The sequence below is a fragment of the Parabacteroides sp. ZJ-118 genome (assembly GCF_011038785.1).
In the GTDB taxonomy this organism is placed as follows: Bacteria; Bacteroidota; Bacteroidia; order Bacteroidales; family Tannerellaceae; genus Parabacteroides.
The window spans coordinates 19,817-43,611 of the sequence record NZ_JAAKDT010000012.1 but is presented as its reverse complement, the minus strand read 5'-3'; the positions used below and the strand labels follow the sequence as shown (position 1 = coordinate 43,611).

Sequence of the window (23,795 nt, the reverse complement as noted above, 5' to 3'; positions counted from 1 at the left end):
AGAGATTCCCTTGTTCGGTGATAACTCACCCTCACAACTTTTCTATAAAGTCTCTGGTAAGACCCGTGCAAGCCACAATCACCATTTTTTGCGCCCTGCCTCTCCCGTTTTTTTTTCACTGAAACCCGACCGGAAAACCATTGAGACACGGCGCTAAGTCAATGGAACACGAGACGGATTCCAGTGACTTAGCCTCCCTATCCCAGGCGGATATCGTCCGGCTCTCACAGCTCGCCGAGCGACTCGACGTATCCAAAAGGCCAACTCCGTATCAAACAGAGATTCCCGCCCTCTCGATACGTTTACGAAGCAACTCATTCATCAATCTTCCACCCCTCGATCGTATGCTTCTCCGTACCGAGTTTCAGCTATGATCACTTCCTTTTATCGGTTCGCCCTTACAAAAGGGTAACGGATCTCTCCCGATAAACAAAATGACAGAATATTATTTCAGCCCTCTATTCTTCAGCAACGGATCCGTGCCCGGTTCTTTGCCTCGGAAGTTCTTGTACATATCCATAGCGTCGTCGATACCGCCCGGGGTCAGGATATATTTACGGAATTTATCGGCACATTCTTGGTTGAAGATGTCACCGGTTTCCTTGAATGCCTCGAAAGCGTCGCAATCCAATACCTCGGCCCAGATGTAGCTATAATAGCCGGCGGTGTAGCCGCCACCCATCGTATGGTTGAAGTAAGTCGTACGGTAACGGGAGGGGATTTGTTTCAGCAAACCGCGACGGCCTAGCGTCTGTTGCTCGAAATCCATCACGTTCAAGTCGGCCGGAACATTATTCGTCTGGTCAACGAACTTGATCACTTTCTTATCCGCCGCGTCACCACTGACGGCATGGAAATCCATATCCAGATAAGAAGCCGCCAGATACTCCGTCGTAGCGAAGCCCTGCCCGTACTTACCGCTCTTATCCAGTTTCTCGATCAACTCGGCTGGGATCACCTCGCCAGTCTGGTAATGCTTAGCGTACACCTTCAACACTTCCGGCTCGAAGACCCAATGCTCCATAACCTGTGAAGGCAACTCCACGAAATCACGGGGAACGCCGGAAACTCCTGAGTAACGCACGTCACGGAACAAGTTATGCAAACCATGACCGAACTCATGGAACAATGTATTTGCCTCATCGGCACTCAACAACGCGGGTTGTCCCGGAGCCGGCTGGCTAAAGTTACAAGCGATCGTTACGACCGGGGCCACACGCTTGCCATCCTTATAATCCTGCGGACGATAAGAACCACACCATGCGCCACCACGCTTGCTGGCACGAGGGAAGAAGTCGAAATAAATAACGCCTAAATGAGAGCCATCCTTATCTTTGCACTCAAAAGCCTGCGCTTCCGGATAAGGCAACGGGATATTATGGATCGGGGTGAACGTGATACCGTATAATTTATTAGCTACATAGAAAGCTCCCTCACGTACATTGTCCAACTTCAAGTAAGGACGGACCTCGTTCTCGTCCAAATTGAATTTGGCCTTCTTCGCTTTCTCGAAATAATAACGCCAATCCCATCCCTCGGCCTCGAAATTGCCGCCTTCTTTCTTGATCTCGGCGTTGATATCGGCCAATTCCTCTTTCGCTTTCGCCAAAGCAGGCTTCCAAACCTCGTCTAGCAATCGATAAACCTTATCCGAGCTTTTCGCCATACGATCCTCCAACACGAAAGAAGCGTAATCGTCATAGCCCATCAACTTCGCTTTCGCCAAACGAGCGGCGACCAAATCACGAACCACTTCCTTGTTATCGTTCTCATTATTGTTGTTACCACGGTTGATATAAGCGTTGAAAATTTTCTCACGCAACTCACGTTTATCGGAATATTGCAAGAACGGCATTACGCTCGGGTTTTGTAAGGTAAATACCCATTTGCCTTCCATTCCGGCATCTTGGGCCGCTTGAGCGGCGTTAGCGATCAAGGTCTCGGGCAGGCCGGAAAGATCCTCCCGCTTGTCGATCACCAATTTGAAAGCGTTCGTCTCTTTCAGCATATTCTGTCCGAACGTAAGCTGTAACATAGAGATCTTGCTATTCAACTCTCGCAATTTCGCTTGATCCTCAGCGGAAAGATTAGCGCCACCCCGAACGAAGTCCTTATAAGTCTCCTCCAACAACTTCATTTGCTCCTTATCGAGGCCCAACGCATCCTTCCGATCGTATACAGCCTTCACACGAGCGAATAATTTCGGATTCAAGTTGATATCATCGCCATATTTTGACAATAGCGGCGACATCTCACGGCTTAACGCCTGCATCTCATCATTCGTATTCACGCTATTCTGTCCACCGAAAACGATCTGGACCTTCCGAAGCAACGCACCCTGCTCATCCAATGCGACAATCGTATTCTCGAATGTCGGCTCCTCCGGGTTATTCACGATCGCCTCGATCTCCTTACGTCCCTCTTCCATACCTTGCAATAGAGCCGGTTTGTAGTGCTCGAACTTGATTTGATCAAAAGGAGGAACACCAAACGGGGTCGTATATTCCGCGAAGAACGGGTTCTCCTCCTCCACGGTCTTCTTTTCGGAAGTACCGCAGGCGGTAAGCATAACAGCAAATCCTGCTGCCATAATTAATTGTTTCATCTTTACTGATTTTTTGATTTATGAGTTATGAATTATTCTGATCATGATCATTTTAGTCCTCTGTTCTCCAACAACGGATCGATGCTAGGCTGTTTACCGCGGAAATTCACGTACATATCCATAGCGTCGTCGATGCCGCCCGGGGTCAGTATGTATTTACGGAATTTAGAGGCAACCTCCGGGTTGAAGATATCGCCCGTCTCCTTATAAGCTTGGAAAGCGTCGCAATCCAACACTTCCGCCCAGATATAGCTATAATAACCAGCGGTATACCCGCCTTCCATCGTATGTCCGAAATAAGTGGAGCGGTAGCGAGACGGTATCTGAAGGATCAGACCCCGATCGCCCAGGACCTTCGCCTCAAACTTCTCGACATCCAAATCGGCTGGGATCTCTTTCAACACATGGTAATCCATATCCAGATAAGAGGCGGCCAGATACTCGGTCGTAGCGAAGCCCTGCCCATACTTCCCACTCTTGATCATCTTGTCTACAAGGGCTTGCGGTATAACCTCACCGGTCTGGTAATGCTTAGCGTATACTTTCAACACCTCCGGCTCTACGGCCCAATGCTCATCGACTTGCGAGGGTAGCTCCACGAAATCACGAGGCACGTCGGAAACGCCATAATAATGAACGTCGCAGAATAAACTGTGCAAGGCATGACCGAACTCATGGAATACGGTCTCGGTCTCGTCAGCCGTCAAAAGCGCCGGTTGTCCATCCGCCGGTTTACTGAAATTAAATACGGTAGTAACCACGGGGGCCACTCGTTTCCCCTCCTTATACGCTTGTGAGCGATAACCGCCGCACCATGCGCCACCTCCTTTGCCCGGACGGGTAAAGAAATCCATATACAGCACGCCCAGATGCGTACCCTCTTTATCCTTGCACTCGAAAGCGAGAGCGTCGGGATCCGGTTTCGGGATATCCTTGATCTCGGTAAACGTGATACCGTATAATTTATTGGCTACATGGAAGATACCCTCACGTACATGTCCCAACTCAAAATAAGGGCGCATCTCGTTCTCATCCAAGTTATATTTCGCTTTCTTGGCTTTCTCGAAATAATAACGCCAGTCCCAACCCTCGGCCTCGAAATTACCGCCTTCCTTCTTGATCTCGGCGTTGATATCGGCCAATTCCTCTTTCGCTTTCGCCAAGGCGGATGGCCAGATCTTATCGAGCAAGTCGTAGACGTTCTTCTCGCTCTTCGCCATATTCTCTTCCAATATGAAAGCGGCATAATCCTCATATCCCATTAATCGGGCTTTCTCCAGACGAGCGGTAACCAACTGCTTAACGACCTCTTTATTATCATTCTCATTGTTATTGTTGCCCCGATTCGTATATGCCTTGAAGATCTTCTCACGCAAATCACGCTTATCGGCGTATTGAAGGAAAGGCATCACGCTCGGATTATGAAGGGTAAACACCCACTTACCTTCCAGACCATTCTCTTTGGCCGTTTGTGCCGCCTTGACAATCACGTCCTCCGGCAGGCCGGACAAGTCCTCTTTATGATCGATCACTAATTGGAAAGCGTTGGTCTCTTTCAGGGTATTCTGTGCGAAAGCAAGTTGGAGCATGGATATTTTCTCGTTCAGCTCACGCAACTTCGCCTGCTTATCCTCCGGCAGATTGGATCCTCCCCGGACAAAGCTTTTATAGGTTTCTTCCAACAGCTTCTTCTGTTCCTTATCCAGATGGAAGCTCGCTTGATTCTCATATACGGATCTCACTCGGGCGAAAAGCCTGGGATTTAAGCTGATATCATCCGAATGCTTGGATAGTAGAGGGTAAAGCTCACGTTCGAGTTCTTGGATCTCGTCTGTGGTATTCACACTGGATTGGCCACTGAAAGCATACATTACTTTAGTAAGCAACTCGCCACTTTGATCTAAGGCCACGATCGTATTCTCGAATGTCGGCGCATCCGGATTGGTTACGATCGCCTCGATCTCCTTCGACTGCTCTTCCATGCCTTTCAAAAGAGCCGGCTTGTAATGAGCCACCTCTATTTGGTCAAACGGAGGCACCCCGAACGGTGTCGTATACTCCGTAAAAAACGGATTGGGTGTGACGCTTTCCGCCACATCGCTTTTCTTTGAGGAGGAACAGGCTTCCAAAATAACCGCTAAACCTGCGGCCATAAGCGTTTTATTCATGCCATTGTTATATTAGAATTACAACGGGCAAAGATAACGAAGTTTTGCGTTACAATTCTATTTCAAATGGTTATTATTTAAAATCGGGAAAAAGATTCTCATAATTCATACAAAAACAGATCCCCAGAGGGAGATCTTCCCTCCGGGAACCGTTATTAGACGCGTCATCATCCGGAAATACGGAATGGGCAGACAGGGTCTCATCGTGAAGATCATCGCTTCTATTTTAAACTTATATGCCTATTCAGGGCAACTTCGACAAGGAAATTGTTGTTCCAATAAAAATAGTTCACTAACTTTAGCGAGATTAACACAAGAAATAATATGAATCGAATTTGTAATCTTTTGGGCATTCGGTATCCCATCGTACAGGGAGGGATGGTTTGGTGTAGTGGTTGGCGGTTGGCCTCAGCGGTTAGTAACGCCGGTGGATTAGGATTGATCGGGGCAGGCTCCATGCATCCGGAAGTGCTCCAGGAGCATATCCGTAAATGCGAGGCGGCGACCGACAAGCCTTTTGGCGTGAATGTCCCGCTGATGTACCCGGAAATCGATACCTTGATGCGGATATTGGTAGAGGAGAAGGTGAAGATCGTATTTACCTCCGCCGGCAACCCGAAAACATGGACAACGTATTTGAAGGATCAGGGTATGACGGTCGTTCACGTGGTAAGCAGCTCTAAATTCGCCACGAAATGCGAGGAGGCCGGCGTGGACGCCATCGTTGCCGAAGGCTTCGAGGCCGGCGGACACAACGGACGGGAGGAAACAACCACGATGTGCCTGATTCCCGCTGTCCGGAAAGCGACCTCTCTCCCTCTTTTGGCGGCAGGAGGTATCGGAAACGGTCAAGCGATGCTAGCAGCACTCGCACTAGGAGCCGACGGCGTACAGATAGGTACTCGTTTCGCCCTGACCCAAGAAAGCTCGGCACACGAGAATTTCAAGGAACTCTGCTTGAACCTTATGGAAGGCGACACGAAGTTATTATTAAAGAAACTGTCCCCTACCCGTCTGGTAAAAGGAGATTTCGCCACGGCTGTGGAAGAAGCGGAAGCCCGGGGAGCCTCCGTGGAAGAATTACGTGAGTTATTGGGCAAAGGACGTGCCAAGAAAGGGATCTTTGAGGGCGACCTAAGGGAAGGTGAGCTAGAGATCGGACAGGTAGCGTCTTTATTCCGGGAGGAATTAACCGTAGAAGAGGTGATGAAAGAATTGATCCGGGACTTTAAGCTATCCCTAGAGAAGATAAAAACACAGTTGTGTTTGTGAGGAAACACAACTGTGTTCCCTATCATAATCGATACTTATACAATTGCGCCATGACCTTTTGGTATTGGTTTTGCAATTGCAGGTAGTTTTGCACGCTTTGGTAATAGGCCGTCACATCCACGAAATACTCGATCATAGATATTTGCCCGGCCTGTATAGCCTTGTTCAACAAGGCCAAGCTATTCTGCCTTTTCAGCACACCCTTATATTCATCGATAGATTTCCTTAAGGAGACAGACCGGTCATATAGCTGCCTCAACCCACTCTCTACCGTGAATGAGGCACTCTCCAGCTGCATTTCCGTATAGTGAGCCTGTGCCTTCGCCTGTTTCACGCTATTACGGTTCGAGAACAACGGGATGGTGATTCCCACCAAGAAACCGTTGAAACGCTCTCCACCCGAGGCCGGATTCATACGATACCCCAGCTCAAAGCCGGGCAGGCCTTTCGCCTTATTCACGCTCAACTGCCGAAGGGCTGTCGTTTGGTCGCTACGCAAGGTCTGTAATCGCGGATCGCATCGCATCGCCTCCGTCCGCAGTTCATCAAAGGAAAGCGCTCCCTTATCTGGCAAGGAGTAAACCGTATCCGTAAACTCGATAGCGATACCACCATTCAGGGTAGCCAGCTCCTGCAACTTTGCAATACGGGATGTCTCGTTCATCCGGGCCTCTGTCCGGGCGTTTAATAATTCCAGGTCGATCTTGTTTGTCTCGAGGATATTCGCGTCTCCTTTCTCCAAACGAGTCGCATAAAAAGCGGAAAGTCGCTCAGCGTTCTTAAGGCGGGTATCCAATAGTTTCTTCTGCTGGTTCAACAGCACCAAATCCAAGCAAACCTCTTTCACCTGCAACAAGATTTGCTGGCGAAAAGCCATCCCTTGGCGATCCAAACCTGCGGATTTCGCCTTCGTCAGCTTATGCTTCCAGACATATACGGACGGGAAATCAAAACTTTGGGAAGCCACGAACTCGCCCGTGAATCCCATTCCTTCTTTATTTCCCCAGAAATGAGAATAAGAGACCGAAGGGTCCGGCAGATTATTATCCAACCTCGCCTCCAACTTCCGCAACTGAACCAACCGGCTGTTCGCCTGTAAATCCTTATTGTTCGCCTCCACGCTCCGGAGTACGTCCTCTATAGAAGTCTGGGCGAAAAGGCCGCCTGTCAATACAGACAAGACGGCGACTATAATATACGATTTCATAAAACTTATTCTTTATTCTTGTTCATTATCAGATAAACAATCGGGATGATGAATCCGTTTAAGAACGTAGATGTTAATAAACCACCCAAGATCACCGTAGCCATCGGGCTCTGGATCTCATTTCCGGGAAGATCTCCATTCAACGCCAGCGGAATCAACGCCAAGGCGGAACTCAACGCCGTCATCAAGATCGGGTTCAAACGGTCAAGGGAACCTTGTATCACGGACTCGCGCAATTCCATTCCCTCTCCACGCAAATGCGTATAGTGGCTGATCAGTAGCATACCGTTTCGGGTAGCGATACCGAACAAGGAAATGAAACCGATAATCGCCGGGATACTGATCTCGCCGGAAGTAAGCCATAGGATAATCACGCCACCAATCAACGCCAACGGCAGGTTCAACAAGATCACGCCGCTCTCCTTTACATTCTTGAACTCGTTGTACAGTAACATGAAGATCACCAATAACGACATAAGAGATGTCAATAACAACGTACGGCTAGCTGCCTCCTCGCTCTCGAATTGGCCGCCATACTCGATGTGATAGCCCTCGGGAAGCTTAATACTCTCATCCACTTTGTTACGAATATCGTTCACGACACCCCTCAGATCGCGTTCCGACACATTGGCACTAATCACGATCTTACGTTGCACATTCTCCCGATTGATCGTATTCGGACCGGTCACGGAGCGGATATCGGCCACGTAGCTTAGCGGCACTTTCTGTCCGGCGGCATCGATCATCAGATTGCTAATATCATCCATCGTCGCACGGCTAGCGTCGGAGGTCTTAACGGTCAAGTCGAAACTCTTACCATCATCGTACACCTGACTTACGGCCTCTCCGCCCAACATCACGTTGATATATTCCTCGAACTCCGGCAAGGGAATGCCATATTTAGCCAGCGACTCCCGTTTCGGGGCAATTGTCAACTGCGGACGCTCGATCTGCTGCTCCACCTTCAAGTCAACCAGACCCGGAATCGTTTGGATGGCGGCCTTGATCTGGTTGCCGACCGTAAACATCAGGTTCAAGTCCGTACCAAACAATTTGATAGCGATATTCGCCTCCGTACCGGAAAGCATAGCGTCGATACGGTGGGAAATTGGTTGCCCGATCTCTATATTAGCGCCGCTGATCGTAGATAACTTATTGCGGACATCATTCATCACCTCATCCCTGCTACGATCTTGCAATTCGAAAGGAGCCTCGATCTCGGAGACATTCACGCCCAAGGCGTGCTCATCCAATTCCGCACGACCGGTCTTCCGGGCCACTGTCTTTATCTCGGGCACTTGCAGCAGCAACGCTTCCGCACGGCGTCCGATCTGATCCGACTCGTCCAAGGAAATTCCCGGAAGCGAACTTACATTGATCGTAAAAGAACCCTCATTGAAGGGTGGCAGGAAACTACGTCCCAAGTGAAAGAAGATGACCAAGGCGATCACAAACAAAGCGATCGTGATACCAAGCACCCATTTCTGACAAGCCAGCACAAACACCAAAGCCCGTTTATATACCGCTTTCAATTTCCGGGCGATCCAAGCCTCACGCAGTTCCTTCATTCCCGCCGCTTCACGGTTCAGCAAATAGCTACAAAGCACCGGAGTTAAGGTAAGCGCCACCAACGTAGAGGCAAACAAAGCCACGATAAAAGCGATCCCCAGTGGAACCAACATACGACCTTCCATACCACTCAAGAAAAATAAGGGGACAAAGCTCACCGCAATAATCAGGGTAGAGTTCAAGATCGGCATACGCACCTCACGGGAAGCGTCATAAACCACCTCCTGGGTAGAGCGTTGCCGGTCTGGAGGCAAGAGTCGGTTTTCCCGGATTCGCTTATACACGTTCTCCACGTCCACGATAGCGTCGTCCACCAAGGAGCCGATAGCGATCGCCATACCGCCCAAGCTCATCGTGTTAATCGTCAATCCCATGTAGTGCAATACGATGATAGAGACCAGCAAAGATAACGGCAAGGCTACCAATGAGATCACCGTCGTACGTATATTCATCAAGAACAGGAACAAAACGATCACCACGAAGAAACTACCCTCAAACAAACTGTTCTTTACATTATTGATAGAGTTATCGATAAAATGGCTCTGGCGGAATATATCCGTAGAGACATGTACATCCGCCGGCAGGTTCTTCCGCAAATCAACAACAATCTCATCCAGCTTCTCCGTCAATTTCTCCGTACTCGTATCCGGCTGTTTAGTCACGGTAATCAACACAGCCGGCTTCGTCCGCTCGGAAGCGGTTCCCAATTTCGGACTTTTACCGCCGATCTTAACCGTAGCAATATCGCCCAGCATAACCGGGTACTCATTCACGGTCTTCACCACGCCCTGAGCGATCTCCTCCACCTTCGAAGTTGATAAGACACCTCGGATGATATATTCATTCGAGAATTCATACAATACACCCCCATTGGCGTTCCGGTTCATATTCCGGCAAACATCCAATACCTCGTTCAATCCTACACCGTAATGCTTCATACGGGCCGGGTCCAACAATATCTGGTATTCCTTCATGTCACCACCGATCACGGCCACCTGTGCCACACCCCCTGTAGACAACAAACGGGGGCGGATCGTCCAATCGGCGATCGTACGTAAGTCCAGCAACGAGGTGGAATCAGCGGTCAAACCGAGAATCATCATCTCACCCAAGATGGACGACTGCGGTCCCAAAGTCGGTTTACCGACGTTCTCGGGAAGGCTCTCTCCCAGGATCGCCAGTTTCTCGGATACGATCTGACGAGCCCGGTAAATATCCGTACCCCAATCAAACTCTACCCAAACCACAGAGAATCCGGTGGTAGACGAGGAACGCACACGCCGTACGTCCATCGCACCGTTCACGGCGGTCTCCACAGGGAATGTCACCAAGCGTTCCACCTCCTCGGGAGCCATACCGTTCGCCTCGGTCATGATCACGACCGTCGGGGCGTTCAAGTCCGGGAACACATCCACGTCCGCATGAAACGCCGTGTACGTACCCCAGATCATCAATAATAGCGCACAAACCAAGATTACTAACCGGTTGTGCAATGAATAATAAATTATCTTATTTAACATGAAACGTCCCTCCTGCTAATGACTATGGCTATGAGCCGGTATCGCATGGGAAGCGGAAGATAACTTGATCTGGTAAGCGCCGCAGGTCACGACCTCATCACCCGGCTTCAATCCGGAAAGGATTTGCACCTCCGAGCCGTTATTCGCTCCCAACGTCACCCATTGCTTCTTATAGCCTTCCTCATCCAGGCGGATAAATACCGAATAAATACCCTGCTCCTCGATCAGGGCGGAGACAGGCACGCTCAAAACATTCGCCATCGGCTTTGTCAACAAAAAGATCTCCACGAAAGAACCGGGGATAACCGTCCCTTTATTGTCGAATTCGAAAGTCACCGGTACATAGGAGGAATTCATATCGGAAGACTTCCCATAAGATAATAGCCGTCCGCGCAAATCAGACAGTTTATAAAGAGCGTTATCATACGGAGTCCTAAAATTAGCGGTTTGAATCATGGGAAGATTATTGTAATATTTCTCAGACACGTCCGCACGCAATACCAAGCGATTGTTTTGCGAGATCGTAGCCAAAGGCTGGCCTACGGATACATAATCACCCTCTTTCACTTGGATGTTCTTCAGGTAACCGCTCAAGGGAGAGACTACAGACACACCTTTAGCTGTCTGTTTTCCCGCTATCGCCTCATAAGCGACCTTGGCGTTCTCGTAATTCAAACGAGCCTGCTCAAAATCCTTGGCGGATACGATCTTATCGCCTACCAAGGCTTGCATACGCTCATATTCCTTTTTGGCCGTCTCATAAGCGAATTTAGCCCTCTCCGCCACATCGCCATCCGAGAGAGTGTTAGAAGCGATACTCAACACGGCCTGCCCCTTACGTACCGCCGTACCATCCACGAACGGCAAGCTACCAAACGAGATCACTCCGGGTACGGTAGCGACGATCACGGACTCCTCCCCCTGCGCCGCCGTTACTCGCCCGCTCGTCTTAATCACATCCGTGAAAGAAGCAGGATTAACCGTTACGGTCTGCAGACCAACGGCCTCGGCCAAGGCTTTCTTAAAGACAATCTCGCCGGGATGGGTACCACCGGCCTCATGCTCATGGTCGTGACCCTCGTGTTCATGGTCGTGTCCCTCGTGTTCATGGTCGTGTCCGGCTTGCGGCGCATTTCCCGCACAACCGGCAAACAGATAAGCGCACATCGCACCTACCAAATATATTTTCTTCATTGTGTAAAAAACTTGATATCGTTAATACTAATATAAATAGGGGCAAGTCAGTCCTCACCCGCTCTCACAAACGAGATATCAAGACATAGGAGGGGCGCGAAGTCCCGAGGCGCTCACTATCCAAGTATCGTGCAGCGACTCAATATACGAGGCGTTCTCATGCTCAAGGTGCTGTCCGCAAAACGCCGGTTCGGGTGGATAAATGTAATCGAATAAGACAAGTAACGGCATCAGATGTATATCCACATCCCCATATGTAAAGTGAGAAATATGCGTACCGAAATAGGCTAAGTTATGCCCGTCACAACCACAATCATGCGTATCAGCGTTTTTATCGCCATGCGCTTGCTCCGAGATCAAGGATTGATAACAGGGCATCCCGTCCCGATGATGATGGTGAGGGATAACCACAGAGAGTAATGTCAAGATGCCGGCCGCCAGCACCACGTATTGTACGATCCTATGTTTCATTTTCTCACACATAGCACAAAGGTAAGGATATTTTTTATTTTTGCACGAATGTTGTACGTTTGCGATAAATAAAAATCTCCCGGAAAAACGGGAAACCGTAGGGAATTGAGAATTAAAGATGCAACGATCCATAATTCTCAATTCTCAATTCTCAATTCTCAAATTTTAAGTTTTTCGCAGATCAACTCAGCCGCCTTCTTACCGCTCATCAACATGCCGCCAAAGATCGGTCCCATACGGAAGCTACCGCTTACACCATTAGCGGCCATACCGGAAACGAATAATCCGGGGTAGATCTCCTTCGTATTCTCCACCGTTGTCTGCTCACCCAGCTCCACGTTCAAGGAACGCTCGCCGATCACGCCTCCGGTCGGTGTATTCAATTGGATATCGTTCTTACGGGCTACCACACGGGCGATCTCGCAATCATGCCCCGTACCTTCCAAGACCGCCTTTGCCATGATCGTCAGCGGATCAACGTGCATTCCCTCACGGATTACCGGAGCCCAGTTCACTACCACACCGGCTACGGCATCGTTATGAAACACCACGTCCTCTACCGAATAGCAGTTAAAGATCGTAGCGCCCGCCTTCGTCGCCTGATAAATCAAAGCGGAAGTGGTATGTACCGAATCCATGATATACGTGCCATCAGCACCTTCCTTATGACTCACGCCCAATTCCTTGATAATCGGCATAGCCTCTTCCTGCACCACGATATCATTGAACATCATAGCGCCACCCCACATACCTCCACCAGGAGCCAGCTTACGATCAAACAACGCCACCTTCTTACCGGCTTTCGCCAAGAAATAAGCGGCCACGATACCGGAAGGTCCTCCTCCCACGATCGCTACATCCACAGACAAGTTCCTCTTCAACTTCTCGAAGTAAGAGCCAATGATTCCACTTGAAACAATCTGTTCCATCTTAAATAACTAATTAAAGTTTAAACATCGGGGAGCACATAGAGGTAACGCCCCCCTTATTCCCTAGTTCTACCTTATTTTCCCTTCGCCGGCATTACCCAGATCAGGTTCGATGGGTATAATCTCAGCCCGCATGAACCGGGCACCCCTATGTGAAAAGCCAGGGGCAAATGTACAAAAAAATAGTATAACACCTAGATGTGAAACACGATTTATCCGAAATGAGGCGGACGCTTGTTCAATCTGCGCTCGATAAAGTTTTTCATAAATTCCACGGTCTCGTCGATTCCCAATACGGATACATCAATCGAGAAATTATAAGAAGAAGCCATTCCCCATGTCTTATTCGTATAATAATTATAATAAGCCGCACGGGATTTATCCGTCTTCTCCATCATGTTCCTTGCCTCTTCCACCGTCGCGTCATGCCTTTCCACGATCTTTTGGATCCGGCTCTCCACCGAGCTATGGATAAAGAAACTCAAACAAGCCGGATCATCCCGGAGGATATAATCGGCGCAACGTCCTACCAACACACACGAATCAGTCTCCGCCAACTTACGGATTGCGTCGCTCTGTATCTTAAAAAGACCGTCATTAGACAAAATATCATTATAAGGTGTAAACATCCCTCCCATAAAAGAAGAGTACCCCATCGTAAAAGCATATGATAAACCGCTGGAGGCACGCTCGTCCACCTTCTCAAAAACATCCTCACACAATCCACTCTCACGGGCCGCCACGGAAACCAGTTCCTTATCATAGTAACCGATACCCAACTCCTTCGCCAAACGTTGTCCGATCTCACGGCCGCCGCTTCCGAATTGGCGGCCTATTGTCAATATGATTTTATTATCCATAGATTTTAAGTTTGATCCAACCATCTACAAACGCCCGAAATTATTTTGGCATCGGAGCGGCAGAAGGAGGAGGAGTTTCCAGTCCCCATTCCTTGTTCGCTTTCGGTCCCATCTCTAACTCTAACAAACCTCCGGCGGCGATATCGCTATGCTTGAACCAAGGCTGGTTCAAGGTTACACCATTTAGCTTAGCGGATTGTACGTATTTATTTTCATCGGACGCATTATTCGCACGGATCTCGAACGTATTGCCGTTACCCATATCCACTTTCACGTCGGTAAACATCGGGCTACCGATATTGTAGGTAGGAGAACCCGGAGTCACTGGATAGAATCCCATCTGGCTGAAGACAACGAAAGCAGACATACCGCCACCGTCCTCATCACCCGGTACACCCATCAAATCATTGCGGAACCATTGATTCAACAAGGTACGGATACGTTTCTGGGTCATCCAAGGCTTACCCGCGTAATTATACAAGTACGGGATATGCAAACTCGGCTCATTCGCCATAGAGAACATACCCACGTTACCCGTATGGTCCGGGAGCGTGGAATAGAATTGCCACTTAGACATACCCAGCGGCGTATTGAACATGGAATCCAAGGCAGAGGTAAACGCCTCATCGCCCCCGATCAAGGAGATCAAGTCACCAATATTATGCTGTACATCCCAACGATAGATATATCCGTTATTCTCATCGTAATAATCACGGGCACCTAGGCCACCATCATAGCGGTAGTCCAACGGATCGATAAACTTGCCGTCCTTATCTTTCGGATGGAAGAAACCTGTCTCCGGATTAAATACGTTCCGGTAGTTGTAGGAGCGGCACAGATAATAATCCGCCTCGTCTTTCTTTCCCAATTCCTGAGCGATCTGGGACAAGCACCATTCATCATAAGAGGTACCTAAAGTCACGGCGATCGGCTGACGTTTTTCCCAGACGGATACATTAGGTACCGTTTCTTTCTCTCCCGGTCTCAACGCAGGAATATAGCCGTGTTCCTTGTAGAAATCATCCAACCAACCGGCTGGAGCGGCAGACCACGGTATCAAGGTCTTTTCCTCGATACCTTTCTTACAAGCAATATAGGCCTTTTCCAACTCAAAACCACGCAAGCCCTTACGGTAAGCGTCGATCACAGTAGCGACGGCATGGTTTGAGTTCATACGGCGTGTATCCCCCGTCACCTCCGGGAAAGTAGGCATCCAATCGGTACCCATCTGCTCCGCCATCAAGAGATAAGAGTTGATGATATCGTCCTCACGCTCATTATCGATCAAGACACGCAGGGGATGTGTAGCACGGTAGGTATCCCAAATCCAGTCGTCCGTATAAAAAGGCCGTCCGCCATCCTCATGGATCTTCCCGTCGAAAGCACTGTAATAACGTCCGTCCTCGCTCAAACAAATCGGGCGTTCGTAACAACGGTATAAAGAGGTATAGAATACAGTTTTCTCATCCCGGGTACCACCTTGTACTTGTATTTTACCTAAAGCGTCGTTCCAGCCGTCGCGGGCGATCTTCGCTACCACATCCACGTCGTAAGCGGCGATCTCACGCACCAAGTTCTTCTTCGCTTGTTCCTCGCTGATAAAAGAAATACCGTAGCGAACGCCCAGTTTCTTCACGTCCTCCCCGAAGAAAAGGGCGATAGCGGCATGGGAACCTTCCACGGAGGTCTCGTTATATTTGACACTGCCATTCGACAATGCACCCGCTTTCACAGGCTCCCGGTTCGTCTCGGCATACAAAAAAACTTTCGTTTTCTTATCTATATATTGATAACCGCTTACGGCGTTGCCATTTACTTGTAGCTGTCCGTTACGGCTGTTAAATATCAGATAAGCCGGTCCCTCTTTCCCGAAAGTGAGCGAATATACGGCACTTTGATGGGATGGAGCGAAATCCACACCGATTTCCTCATTATCCAGATATACCTGATAACGGTACGGCAGGATCTTCTCCCGGTCATAGCTATAAGCGATCACGGATCGCAAGCCCGATTCGTCACCTTGATACGGACAAAGGTTGAACGCAGAACGCTCACGATGGTTTGTCACGATAATAGGTAGGCCGCCTAGACGGTCGCCCGTGAAATCCGCACGTTCCGGATATACACGCAGCATACTGTTCGGCAGATGCACGGTCGGGAAAGTAGGGACCAATAAATGGCTGATGTTTCCCATATAAGGATTCACGTAATCCACCGGGTCCATCGCCGAAGGAGAAGTTCCTCCCCCACCGGAGCACGACACCCATAGGAAAGCGGACGCCAAAAGGGCTTTCCCGGCAATCCGTGAGACAAGACCTGCTTGTCCCGCGAAAAATGTCAGGCATATTGCTATGCCTGACATTGCTGGTTTATGAATGAAGTTCATCTTAATTGCTTATTTCTTCTTTTTACTAGGTTTTACAGAGACAGGGGAAAGTTTATGGATTCCTTCCTCGTTTACGGAGAATGAGTAAGGCATATCCTCCGGATTAATGCCACGATTCCTGTTCGGCTTCTCATCCATCTTAAAATTGATCACGCCACCCTTAAACAAGTCGTTGTGATCCAGATAATTCTTGGTGTAGTTCTTGCCGTTGAACGTCATGGATTCGATATAGATATTCTTCCCGCTGTTGTCCGGGGCATTGATCACCAAACTGTTCCCGTTCTCAAAATGGACCGTAGCCTTCTTGAATAAGGGGGCACCCAACACATATTGGGTCGTACCCGGAGCTACCGGATAGAATCCTAACGCCGAGAATACATACCAAGCGGAAGTCTGGCCGTTGTCCTCGTCACCGCAATAACCGTCCGGACCCGGAGTGTACATCTTATTCATAACTTGACGCAACCAATATTGAGCCTTCCAAGGTTGCCCTGCGTAGTTGTACAAGTAAATCATATGCTGGATCGGCTGGTTACCGTGAGCGTAGTTACCCACATTCATCACGGTCATCTCACGGATCTCGTGGATCACGCCACCGTAGTAGCTATCATCGAACAAAGGCGGGACAGCGAACACGGAGTCAAGCATCATCACGAATGAATCCTTACCGCCCATCAGGTCGATTAATCCCTGCGGGTCATGGAATACAGACCATGAATAGTGCCAGCTATTGCCCTCCGTGAAAGCATCGCCCCATTTCAGCGGAGAGAACGAGGCCATGAACTCGCCATTCTCATTCTTACCACGCATCAACTTGGTCTCCTTGTCGTACAGGTTCTTGTAGTTCAACGCACGACGGGCGTATAATTCCAATTCCTTTTTCGGACGGCCTAGCTGTTTGGCGATCCGCCAGATACACCAGTCATTGTAAGCGTACTCTAACGTACGTGCGGCATTCTCGTTAATCTTCACATCGTAAGGGACATATCCTAACTTATTATAATATTCATGTCCCAAGCGTCCTGTGGAAGAGACCTCCGGATGAACGTTTTCCGTACCATGAATCAAACCTTTGTACAGAGTCTCCAAATCATCGACCTTCACTCCTTTCATATAAGCGTCTACTAGGACAGATGCCGAGTTGTTACCGATCATACAACCGCGGTGACCCGGACTTGCCCATTCCGGGAAGAAGCCACTTTCCTTATACGTATTGATCAAGCCCTCTTGCATTTCCTTGTTTACAGACGGGAACATCAAGTTCAAGAACGGGAACAAACTACGGAACGTATCCCAGAATCCGGTATCGGTAAACAGATAGCCTGGTAATACCTCACCATTATACGGACTGTAATGAACCACCTCGCCTTGAGCGTTGATCTCATGAAACTTACGGGGGAACAACAAGGAACGATAGAAGCAAGAATAAAACGTACGGTATTGATCCAAATCTCCCCCCTCAACCTCGATCTTGCCCAGATGCTCATTCCAGATATCCTTACCCTTCCGGACCAAGGTATCGAAGTTATCGTTCCCTAATTCCTTCATATTGGTAGCGGCCTGGTCAAAGCTAATAAATGAGGAAGCCACCTTGGCGTGGACGATCTCGCCTTTCTTCGTCTTGAAACCGATAACGGCTCCCACATGGTCGCTCGTTTGTTCCCTCGCACCCTCTCTCAAAGAGGCGTCGACAAATGTAGCCTCGTACGTAAAAGGTTTATCAAACTCGATCACGAAGTAATTCTTGAAATTGTCAGGAACCCCGCCGTTGTTCTTCGTCGAGTAACCGATGATCTTATTCTCCTCCGGGACGACCTTGATATAAGAGCCCTTATCCAAAGCATCCACCACAATATAGGAATGCTCGTTCTCCGGGAAGGTGAAACGAAACATAGCCGCACGATCTGTCGGTGTTAGTTCCGTCACCACGTCATGCTCCGCCAAATAGACCTTATAGTAATAAGCCTTGGCGATCTCCCCTTTGTGAGAGAACCAGCTCGCACGTTTATCCTGGTCGAACTCCGGTTTGCCAACCACCGGCATGATCACGAATTGTCCATAATCATTGATCCACGGACTGGGTTGGTGGGTCTGTTTAAAACCGCGGATCTTGTTAGCCGTATACACATACTGCCATCCGTCTCCCATCTTACCGGTCTGAGGGGTCCAGAAGTTCATGCCCCACGGACGAGCGATCGCCGGATAGGTGTTTCCTGTAGACAACTCAAAAGTGGATTGCGTACCCATCAAAGGGTTCACGTACTCTACAGGGTCAAAAGCCTCGTTTACGGCCGCTGCCGCGGATTCCCCGACCCACGCCAGCGTCGCCACCAAAGCCAAAGCCCAAACGCTTTTTTTCTTCATGATATAGCTATTAAATTAATACTGTAATTTATCCGTTCTCGTGTCATTTATTTAGAAATATCCCTTTCTTTCTTATGAATTCCTCTGGCATTCTGCAGATATAGGCGCAAATCTAACAAAAAGAATTAGAAAAAAGGATAGAATACTAAGACAACCCATTCAAAATTCTGTATATTACATGTTGTTTCATGCGACTTGCGGACTAACCGTGCTACCAAAAAAAGAAGAGGAAAGGATGATCGCTCATTCCCTCCCTCTCTATCCATCAGTTATTGAAATTTATCATTGAGCGGCATACCCCTCATTCTGAGTCAAGCTCGGGTTACGTTGCATCTCGTTCAAGGAGATCGGCCATAACAAGTCGGAAGACTTGAAGGTCGCACCGGAAGCATTCTTCGCGCCAACCAAGTCAACATATGTAACCTTACCCTTCTCTGTAGAAGAGATTACAGGAAACTTGCCTGTACGGACACAGTCATCCCAAATCTTGAATTCTAACGGGAACTCACGCAAACGCTCTGTCCAGCATTCCTCGATGAAGGCCTGCTTACCTAATTTCTGAAGATCGGCAGTAATCGCAGTTACCGTCTTGCCATCCATGTTCGCACGACCCTTAACCTGCGCCAAATATCCGGCAGCCTCAGCCGTTACACCTTGATACTGAGCGATAGATTCAGCAGCATCGAGCAAAGCCTCCGCATAACGGAAGATATCACGGTCTTTCGTAGAACGTCCGGAGTTCAACAAAGCCTCCTCGTCATACCAGAACCAACAGCCACAAGCATCCTTAGGAGCCGTCCAAGTCTTGCCATTATCCGGATTGGTATAATTCCAATGGAAGAACTGATTTGGCTGGATACGTAAGTCGTTGTCCTGATATACGTTCAAGAACAGATTTATCGGGCCGTATGTACGCTCAAAGATTGAATACGTACCAAAGATAGCCGTAGCAGCTGAGTTGAACGCATACGTAGGCCACCAGCCACCGTTGCTGATCGTCGCATTGTACTCATAAGAATAGATAGACTCATCCAAACCGTCTGTCGTACGGATCTTGTTATAGGCAGAACCCAACGCTAAGTCATCGTTGGTTGCCAAAGCATGCGGAGAATCGATCACCGTCTTTACCGCAGAAGCAGCGTCGGCATACTTACCTTGTTGCATGTAAGCGGAAGTCAAAACCATAGCGGCAGCGTACTTCGTGATACGGTTATTGTTGTTGTAGAAAGTAGCAGCCGGCAAAGCGTTAACGGCATCCTTCAAGTCGGATTCGATCTGAGCATATACTTGCTCTACGGAAGCACGTTCCAAATACATGTTCTCCATAGATTCGTACGGTTCTACTGTCAATGGGACACCACCAAAGATCTTCACCAAGTTGAAGTAGTTCCAGGCTCTAAAGAACTTTGCCTCACCAATCAAACGATTTGCCAAAGACTGATCCATTGAGATCTCGGGGATATACTTGATAGCGCCATTAGCTACGTTAATAGCCTTGTAGCAATCATCCCATATACCGTCAATCGTCACAGAAACAGTCATCGTATTCTGCTGACGAGTCAACTCGCGAGAATATTTACAGGTCAATTCCTGACCTTCATAACTGTTTGTAAAGTAACCGGTCAATTGTCCTGTGATAGAGGCAAACGGCCCCACGTAAGCACTACCTGCACCCGTGAGCTTATTTGAGGCTCCCGTACGGTACAAATAGTTCACGTTAGCCTGGGCTTGAGCCTCTGTCTTGTAATAATCCGGGGCTGTCAACGAAGACTTCGGTTTCTCTTCCAAGAAATCATTACATGCGCCGAACCCGGTTAAACAAGCGCATGCAATCGCTACTGTCAATATTTTTTTCATTTCCAAAAATTCTACTGATTAAATGAATTAAAATGTCACATTAACACCAAACGTGAAAGTTCTCGCTCTCGGATAAGAGAAGAATACCATGTTCTGACCGAACTTATTACTATCACCCTGTGATGTACCCTCGGGATCGTAACCATTGAAATCGCTGGCCGTAATCAAGAACAAGTTATTCGCACTCGCATACAAACGTAAAGCGGATAAACCAATCTTGCTAATTACATTCGAGTCGAAGGTGTAACCTAACTGCAACATGTTACAACGCAAATAAGAGCCATCGGCGATCCATTGAGAATCCACGGTCGTATCCTGACCTGCATGACCTGAGTTACACAAGTAAACGGCCTGTTGCATCGTGTTCGGGTTCGATCCGTTATATGCGTCATATAGAATGTTGCTCAAACCATTCGTGATACCGAAACGGTCGTAAGTAGAGTGGTAGAACTGTTGCATGGTCTCAACACCCCATACGAACTGCAAGTCCATCGTCAAATCGAAGTTTTTGTAAGAGAAATTATTGATCCAGCTTCCAGTCCAGTCCGGCATACCTTTACCGATAATCTCTTTCTTATCCGTACGTTTCGCACGACCGATCTGGTTCTTCTCGCACAATCCGTTGTTGAAATCTTCCTCCGTATAAACGCCCAAACGTCTGTAACCATAGAAAGAACTCATGTTCTCGCCCACACGCAAGATACTCTCAGAACCACCTACCCAGCTATTCATCTCGATATCCTCGTTATTGTCACCCAACTGAAGGATCTTGTTCTTGTTGAAGTTTAAGTTGATCGTAGAGTTCCAGTTGAAGTCTTGAGTCTGAACCGGACGTGCGCTGATCATCAAGTCCATACCTTGGTTTCTTACAGAGCCGATGTTCTTATACACGGTTGTGAAACCTGTAGTGTGAGGAATCGGACAATCCAACAGTAAGTCGGTTGTCTTCTTGTTATAGTAAGCTACATCGAAAGACAAGCGATTCTGCCAAAATCCGATCTCGAAACCAACATCAAACTGACCGGTCTTCTCCCATTTCAAATCCGGGTTCGCCATAGAGCTGATATAGGAATACGGAGCACGTATATCGTTGATCAAAAGCGTACCGGAAGAGACACGAGCCAATGATCGATACGTACTAATCTCGGAGTTACCGGTCAAACCGTAGCTAGTGTGCAACTTCAAATTGCTGATCGTATTTTGATCTTGCAAGAAATCCTCTTGAGAGATATTCCAAGCCAAACCCGCGGATGGGAAGAATGCGTACTTGTTGTTTTCACCAAACTTAGAGGAACCATCGACACGACCTGTTACGGTTGCGGAGTAACGATCTTTATAGGTGTAAGCGAAACGCAAGAAATAAGAGTTCATCGCCCAACGATCGTAGGAAGACTCAGGAGATGACGGAGTTGTACCTGCGGACATATTATTGTCCTCAAAGAAATCATCCGAGAAACCTTCCGTTCGTGCCTTATTCCACTTTTGCACACGCTCTTGCCAAGACAGACCGGCCATGGCGTTGATACGATGATCATTTAATACCTTACTGTAAGTCAAGTAAGTCTCTTCCTGCCAATAGAGTGTATTCCAATTTTGATACTCAGCCCAACCATTCGGCATGGAGATGTTGTTCAGATCGATAGAAGAATAACCTCTATATGTTTTGTTATGATGGTCGAGACCTAGTTGAGTCTTCAAATCCAAACCCTCAGCCAAGTGGAATGTCAAAGCTGCGTTACCAAACACCTGCGTGTTGTAGCGCATACGTTTTTGCAGATCCAAGATCATGACCGGGTTGGACATACCCTCAAAGCCTAATACATCACCAATGGAAGAAGAGGTAGAAGTGGTGTATTTACCACTCTTATCGCGAACCGGCAACCAAGGAATCATCTCGATCATGGTACGACGAGCCTCTTGGCCACCACCATCCTCAGGCGTATAGCGACCCCATGTATGATTAACCAATACATTGACTGCCGTAGACAACCACTTCGTAGGATTAGCGTCGTATGCCAACTTCGCGTTAATACGCTTATTATACGTATTGTTTACAATACCTTGTTGATCCGTATAGTTCAAGAAAGCACCCATTGAAGAGTTCTTCCCTGCCTGTTGTATATTCAACTGATGGTTGTGAGAAACCGCGGTACGAGTTGCCTCATCTTGCCAATTCGTATCATACAGAGGATTACCGCTCGCATCAAAGAAATCCGGGTCATTAAACCAATCAGCACGGTTCAAAGACCAATTTTTACCCTGCCACTTATTCTCGTTTTCCAAACCAATCATGAATGCGTCACACCACTCCTGGGCGTTCATCGTATCCATCTTGCGAGCGATATGGCTTGCGCTGACAGAACCTTGATAGCTAACCTGTACGCCTTCACCATCTTTCTTACCACGCTTTGTAGTTACCATGATAACACCATTGGCACCACGGGCACCGTAGATAGCGGCAGCGGAAGCGTCTTTCAACACCTCCATGGACTCGATATCATTCGGGTTCACCAAGTCAAAGTTCTCCATTACTACGCCATCCACTACATACAACGGGTTAGATGATGCGTTGATAGTCGCCATACCACGGATAACGACACGATTGGAGTAAGCACCCGGCTGGCTGGAGTTTGAGAAGATATTTACACCAGATACTTTACCGCGCAAGTTGTCTAGTGCGCTAAAGTTTTGGTTCTTTGTTAATTCATCTCCTTTAGCCACACCGATAGAACCGGTCACGTCTGATTTACGCATCGTACCGTAACCAACGACCACAACCTCGTCCAAAGTTTGGGTATCCTCTCTTAAAGTTACTTTTATTGAAGATTGATTTCCCACCAGGATCTCTTGGGATAAGTAACCGATATAAGAAACGATCAAAACATCGTTCGCAGACACACCCTCGACCGTATAATTACCATCGAAATCGGTGATCGTACCATTCGTGGTGCCTTTCACCACCACGTTAGCGCCAATAACAGGTTCACCTGTACCGTCAACAACCACACCTGTCACTTTCTTGCCCTGCTGTACGGCCTTCACTTCATCAACCGTACCAGCGAAAACGGGAACGGCCATGGCGGTGTCTACAGAAAAGGCAGAAAGCAGCAAACAGAACGCTGAGGCTTTTGCTATCCCTTGGAGGGATAATAGCTTAGATTCATTCTTTGTCATCTTGCTTTTGTTTTTTATTAAAGTTTAGATTAATACAGTTTACAACTGCAATGTTATGTTGTTACAGACAGACATAGTCCCCGTAGGACTTATGCACCATCCATGGTCTACCGTATAAATAGCGAGGCAAAGTTACAACTTTTTTTAAACTATCCTAAAAATAACGGCACTTTTTATAAAAACTACACATTTATACTAAATTACCCCTTGAAACCAAGA

The 23,795-nt window shown here is 48.1% G+C and carries 14 protein-coding genes and 1 riboswitch; of the genes, 2 read left to right on the top strand and 12 right to left on the bottom strand.

Features of this window, described 5'->3' with window-relative positions; genetic code table 11:
- The first annotated feature begins 161 nt into the window (after positions 1-161).
- On the top strand, positions 162-374 hold the full coding sequence (locus G7Y39_RS05250; RefSeq protein WP_165155763.1) for a hypothetical protein: 213 nt from the start codon (positions 162-164) through the stop codon (positions 372-374).
- Positions 375-445: 71 nt separating this feature from the next.
- On the opposite strand, the gene G7Y39_RS05245 is transcribed toward G7Y39_RS05250, so the two are convergent.
- Both G7Y39_RS05245 and G7Y39_RS05240 read right to left on the bottom strand, forming a co-directional pair.
- Complete coding sequence (locus G7Y39_RS05245) at positions 446-2,605, bottom strand: M3 family metallopeptidase (RefSeq protein ID WP_165155761.1); 2,160 nt, start codon at positions 2,603-2,605, stop codon at positions 446-448.
- 47 nt (positions 2,606-2,652) lie between these two features.
- A complete protein-coding gene (locus G7Y39_RS05240) occupies positions 2,653-4,773 on the bottom strand; it encodes a M3 family metallopeptidase (protein ID WP_165155759.1) in 2,121 nt (706 codons plus the stop codon).
- Positions 4,774-5,097: 324 nt separating this feature from the next.
- Here G7Y39_RS05240 and G7Y39_RS05235 point away from each other — a divergent pair, with 324 nt between their 5' ends.
- Positions 5,098-6,045 carry a nitronate monooxygenase family protein gene (locus G7Y39_RS05235; RefSeq protein ID WP_165155757.1) on the top strand — a complete coding sequence of 316 codons (948 nt, stop codon included), beginning with the start codon at positions 5,098-5,100 and terminating at the stop codon, positions 6,043-6,045.
- Positions 6,046-6,067: 22 nt separating this feature from the next.
- On the opposite strand, the gene G7Y39_RS05230 is transcribed toward G7Y39_RS05235, so the two are convergent.
- The 10 genes from G7Y39_RS05230 to G7Y39_RS05185 form a co-directional block, all read right to left on the bottom strand.
- Positions 6,068-7,252 carry a TolC family protein gene (locus tag G7Y39_RS05230; RefSeq protein WP_165155755.1) on the bottom strand — a complete coding sequence of 395 codons (1,185 nt, stop codon included), beginning with the start codon at positions 7,250-7,252 and terminating at the stop codon, positions 6,068-6,070.
- 5 nt (positions 7,253-7,257) lie between these two features.
- A complete protein-coding gene (locus G7Y39_RS05225; protein ID WP_165155753.1) occupies positions 7,258-10,341 on the bottom strand; it encodes an efflux RND transporter permease subunit in 3,084 nt (1,027 codons plus the stop codon).
- A 15-nt stretch (positions 10,342-10,356) separates the two neighbouring features.
- Complete coding sequence (locus tag G7Y39_RS05220; RefSeq protein ID WP_165155751.1) at positions 10,357-11,535, bottom strand: efflux RND transporter periplasmic adaptor subunit; 1,179 nt, start codon at positions 11,533-11,535, stop codon at positions 10,357-10,359.
- 78 nt (positions 11,536-11,613) lie between these two features.
- Positions 11,614-12,018, bottom strand: coding sequence for a DUF6769 family protein (locus G7Y39_RS05215; RefSeq protein ID WP_165155749.1), 405 nt, complete (start codon positions 12,016-12,018; stop codon positions 11,614-11,616).
- Between the two features lie 146 nt (positions 12,019-12,164).
- A complete protein-coding gene (locus G7Y39_RS05210; protein WP_165155747.1) occupies positions 12,165-12,935 on the bottom strand; it encodes a sulfide-dependent adenosine diphosphate thiazole synthase in 771 nt (256 codons plus the stop codon).
- Positions 12,936-12,998: 63 nt separating this feature from the next.
- Positions 12,999-13,095: riboswitch (TPP riboswitch) on the bottom strand.
- A gap of 52 nt (positions 13,096-13,147) precedes the next feature.
- A complete protein-coding gene (locus G7Y39_RS05205; protein WP_165155745.1) occupies positions 13,148-13,795 on the bottom strand; it encodes an AAA family ATPase in 648 nt (215 codons plus the stop codon).
- 40 nt (positions 13,796-13,835) lie between these two features.
- Positions 13,836-16,019, bottom strand: a complete 2,184-nt coding sequence (locus tag G7Y39_RS05200; protein WP_241159965.1) for a GH92 family glycosyl hydrolase — start codon at positions 16,017-16,019, stop codon at positions 13,836-13,838.
- 171 nt (positions 16,020-16,190) lie between these two features.
- Positions 16,191-18,545 carry a GH92 family glycosyl hydrolase gene (locus G7Y39_RS05195; protein WP_165155743.1) on the bottom strand — a complete coding sequence of 785 codons (2,355 nt, stop codon included), beginning with the start codon at positions 18,543-18,545 and terminating at the stop codon, positions 16,191-16,193.
- Positions 18,546-18,827: 282 nt separating this feature from the next.
- Positions 18,828-20,402: a RagB/SusD family nutrient uptake outer membrane protein gene (locus G7Y39_RS05190; RefSeq protein ID WP_165155741.1), complete on the bottom strand. Its 1,575-nt coding sequence runs from the start codon at positions 20,400-20,402 to the stop codon at positions 18,828-18,830.
- A gap of 27 nt (positions 20,403-20,429) precedes the next feature.
- Positions 20,430-23,576 (bottom strand): TonB-dependent receptor, encoded by a 3,147-nt coding sequence (locus tag G7Y39_RS05185; protein WP_165155739.1) that lies wholly within the window; start codon positions 23,574-23,576, stop codon positions 20,430-20,432.
- Positions 23,577-23,795: the final 219 nt, after the last annotated feature.

What these genes read in the sequence shown, in the direction of transcription:
- G7Y39_RS05250 (WP_165155763.1), top strand. Translation starts at nt 162, where the DNA reads ATGGAACACGAGACGGATTCCAGTGACTTAGCCTCCCTATCCCAGGCG.
- G7Y39_RS05245 (WP_165155761.1), bottom strand. Translation starts at nt 2,605, where the DNA reads ATGAAACAATTAATTATGGCAGCAGGATTTGCTGTTATGCTTACCGCC.
- G7Y39_RS05240 (WP_165155759.1), bottom strand. Translation starts at nt 4,773, where the DNA reads ATGAATAAAACGCTTATGGCCGCAGGTTTAGCGGTTATTTTGGAAGCC.
- G7Y39_RS05235 (WP_165155757.1), top strand. Translation starts at nt 5,098, where the DNA reads ATGAATCGAATTTGTAATCTTTTGGGCATTCGGTATCCCATCGTACAG.
- G7Y39_RS05230 (WP_165155755.1), bottom strand. Translation starts at nt 7,252, where the DNA reads ATGAAATCGTATATTATAGTCGCCGTCTTGTCTGTATTGACAGGCGGC.
- G7Y39_RS05225 (WP_165155753.1), bottom strand. Translation starts at nt 10,341, where the DNA reads ATGTTAAATAAGATAATTTATTATTCATTGCACAACCGGTTAGTAATC.
- G7Y39_RS05220 (WP_165155751.1), bottom strand. Translation starts at nt 11,535, where the DNA reads ATGAAGAAAATATATTTGGTAGGTGCGATGTGCGCTTATCTGTTTGCC.
- G7Y39_RS05215 (WP_165155749.1), bottom strand. Translation starts at nt 12,018, where the DNA reads ATGTGTGAGAAAATGAAACATAGGATCGTACAATACGTGGTGCTGGCG.
- G7Y39_RS05210 (WP_165155747.1), bottom strand. Translation starts at nt 12,935, where the DNA reads ATGGAACAGATTGTTTCAAGTGGAATCATTGGCTCTTACTTCGAGAAG.
- G7Y39_RS05205 (WP_165155745.1), bottom strand. Translation starts at nt 13,795, where the DNA reads ATGGATAATAAAATCATATTGACAATAGGCCGCCAATTCGGAAGCGGC.
- G7Y39_RS05200 (WP_241159965.1), bottom strand. Translation starts at nt 16,019, where the DNA reads ATGGACCCGGTGGATTACGTGAATCCTTATATGGGAAACATCAGCCAT.
- G7Y39_RS05195 (WP_165155743.1), bottom strand. Translation starts at nt 18,545, where the DNA reads ATGAAGAAAAAAAGCGTTTGGGCTTTGGCTTTGGTGGCGACGCTGGCG.
- G7Y39_RS05190 (WP_165155741.1), bottom strand. Translation starts at nt 20,402, where the DNA reads ATGAAAAAAATATTGACAGTAGCGATTGCATGCGCTTGTTTAACCGGG.
- G7Y39_RS05185 (WP_165155739.1), bottom strand. Translation starts at nt 23,576, where the DNA reads ATGACAAAGAATGAATCTAAGCTATTATCCCTCCAAGGGATAGCAAAA.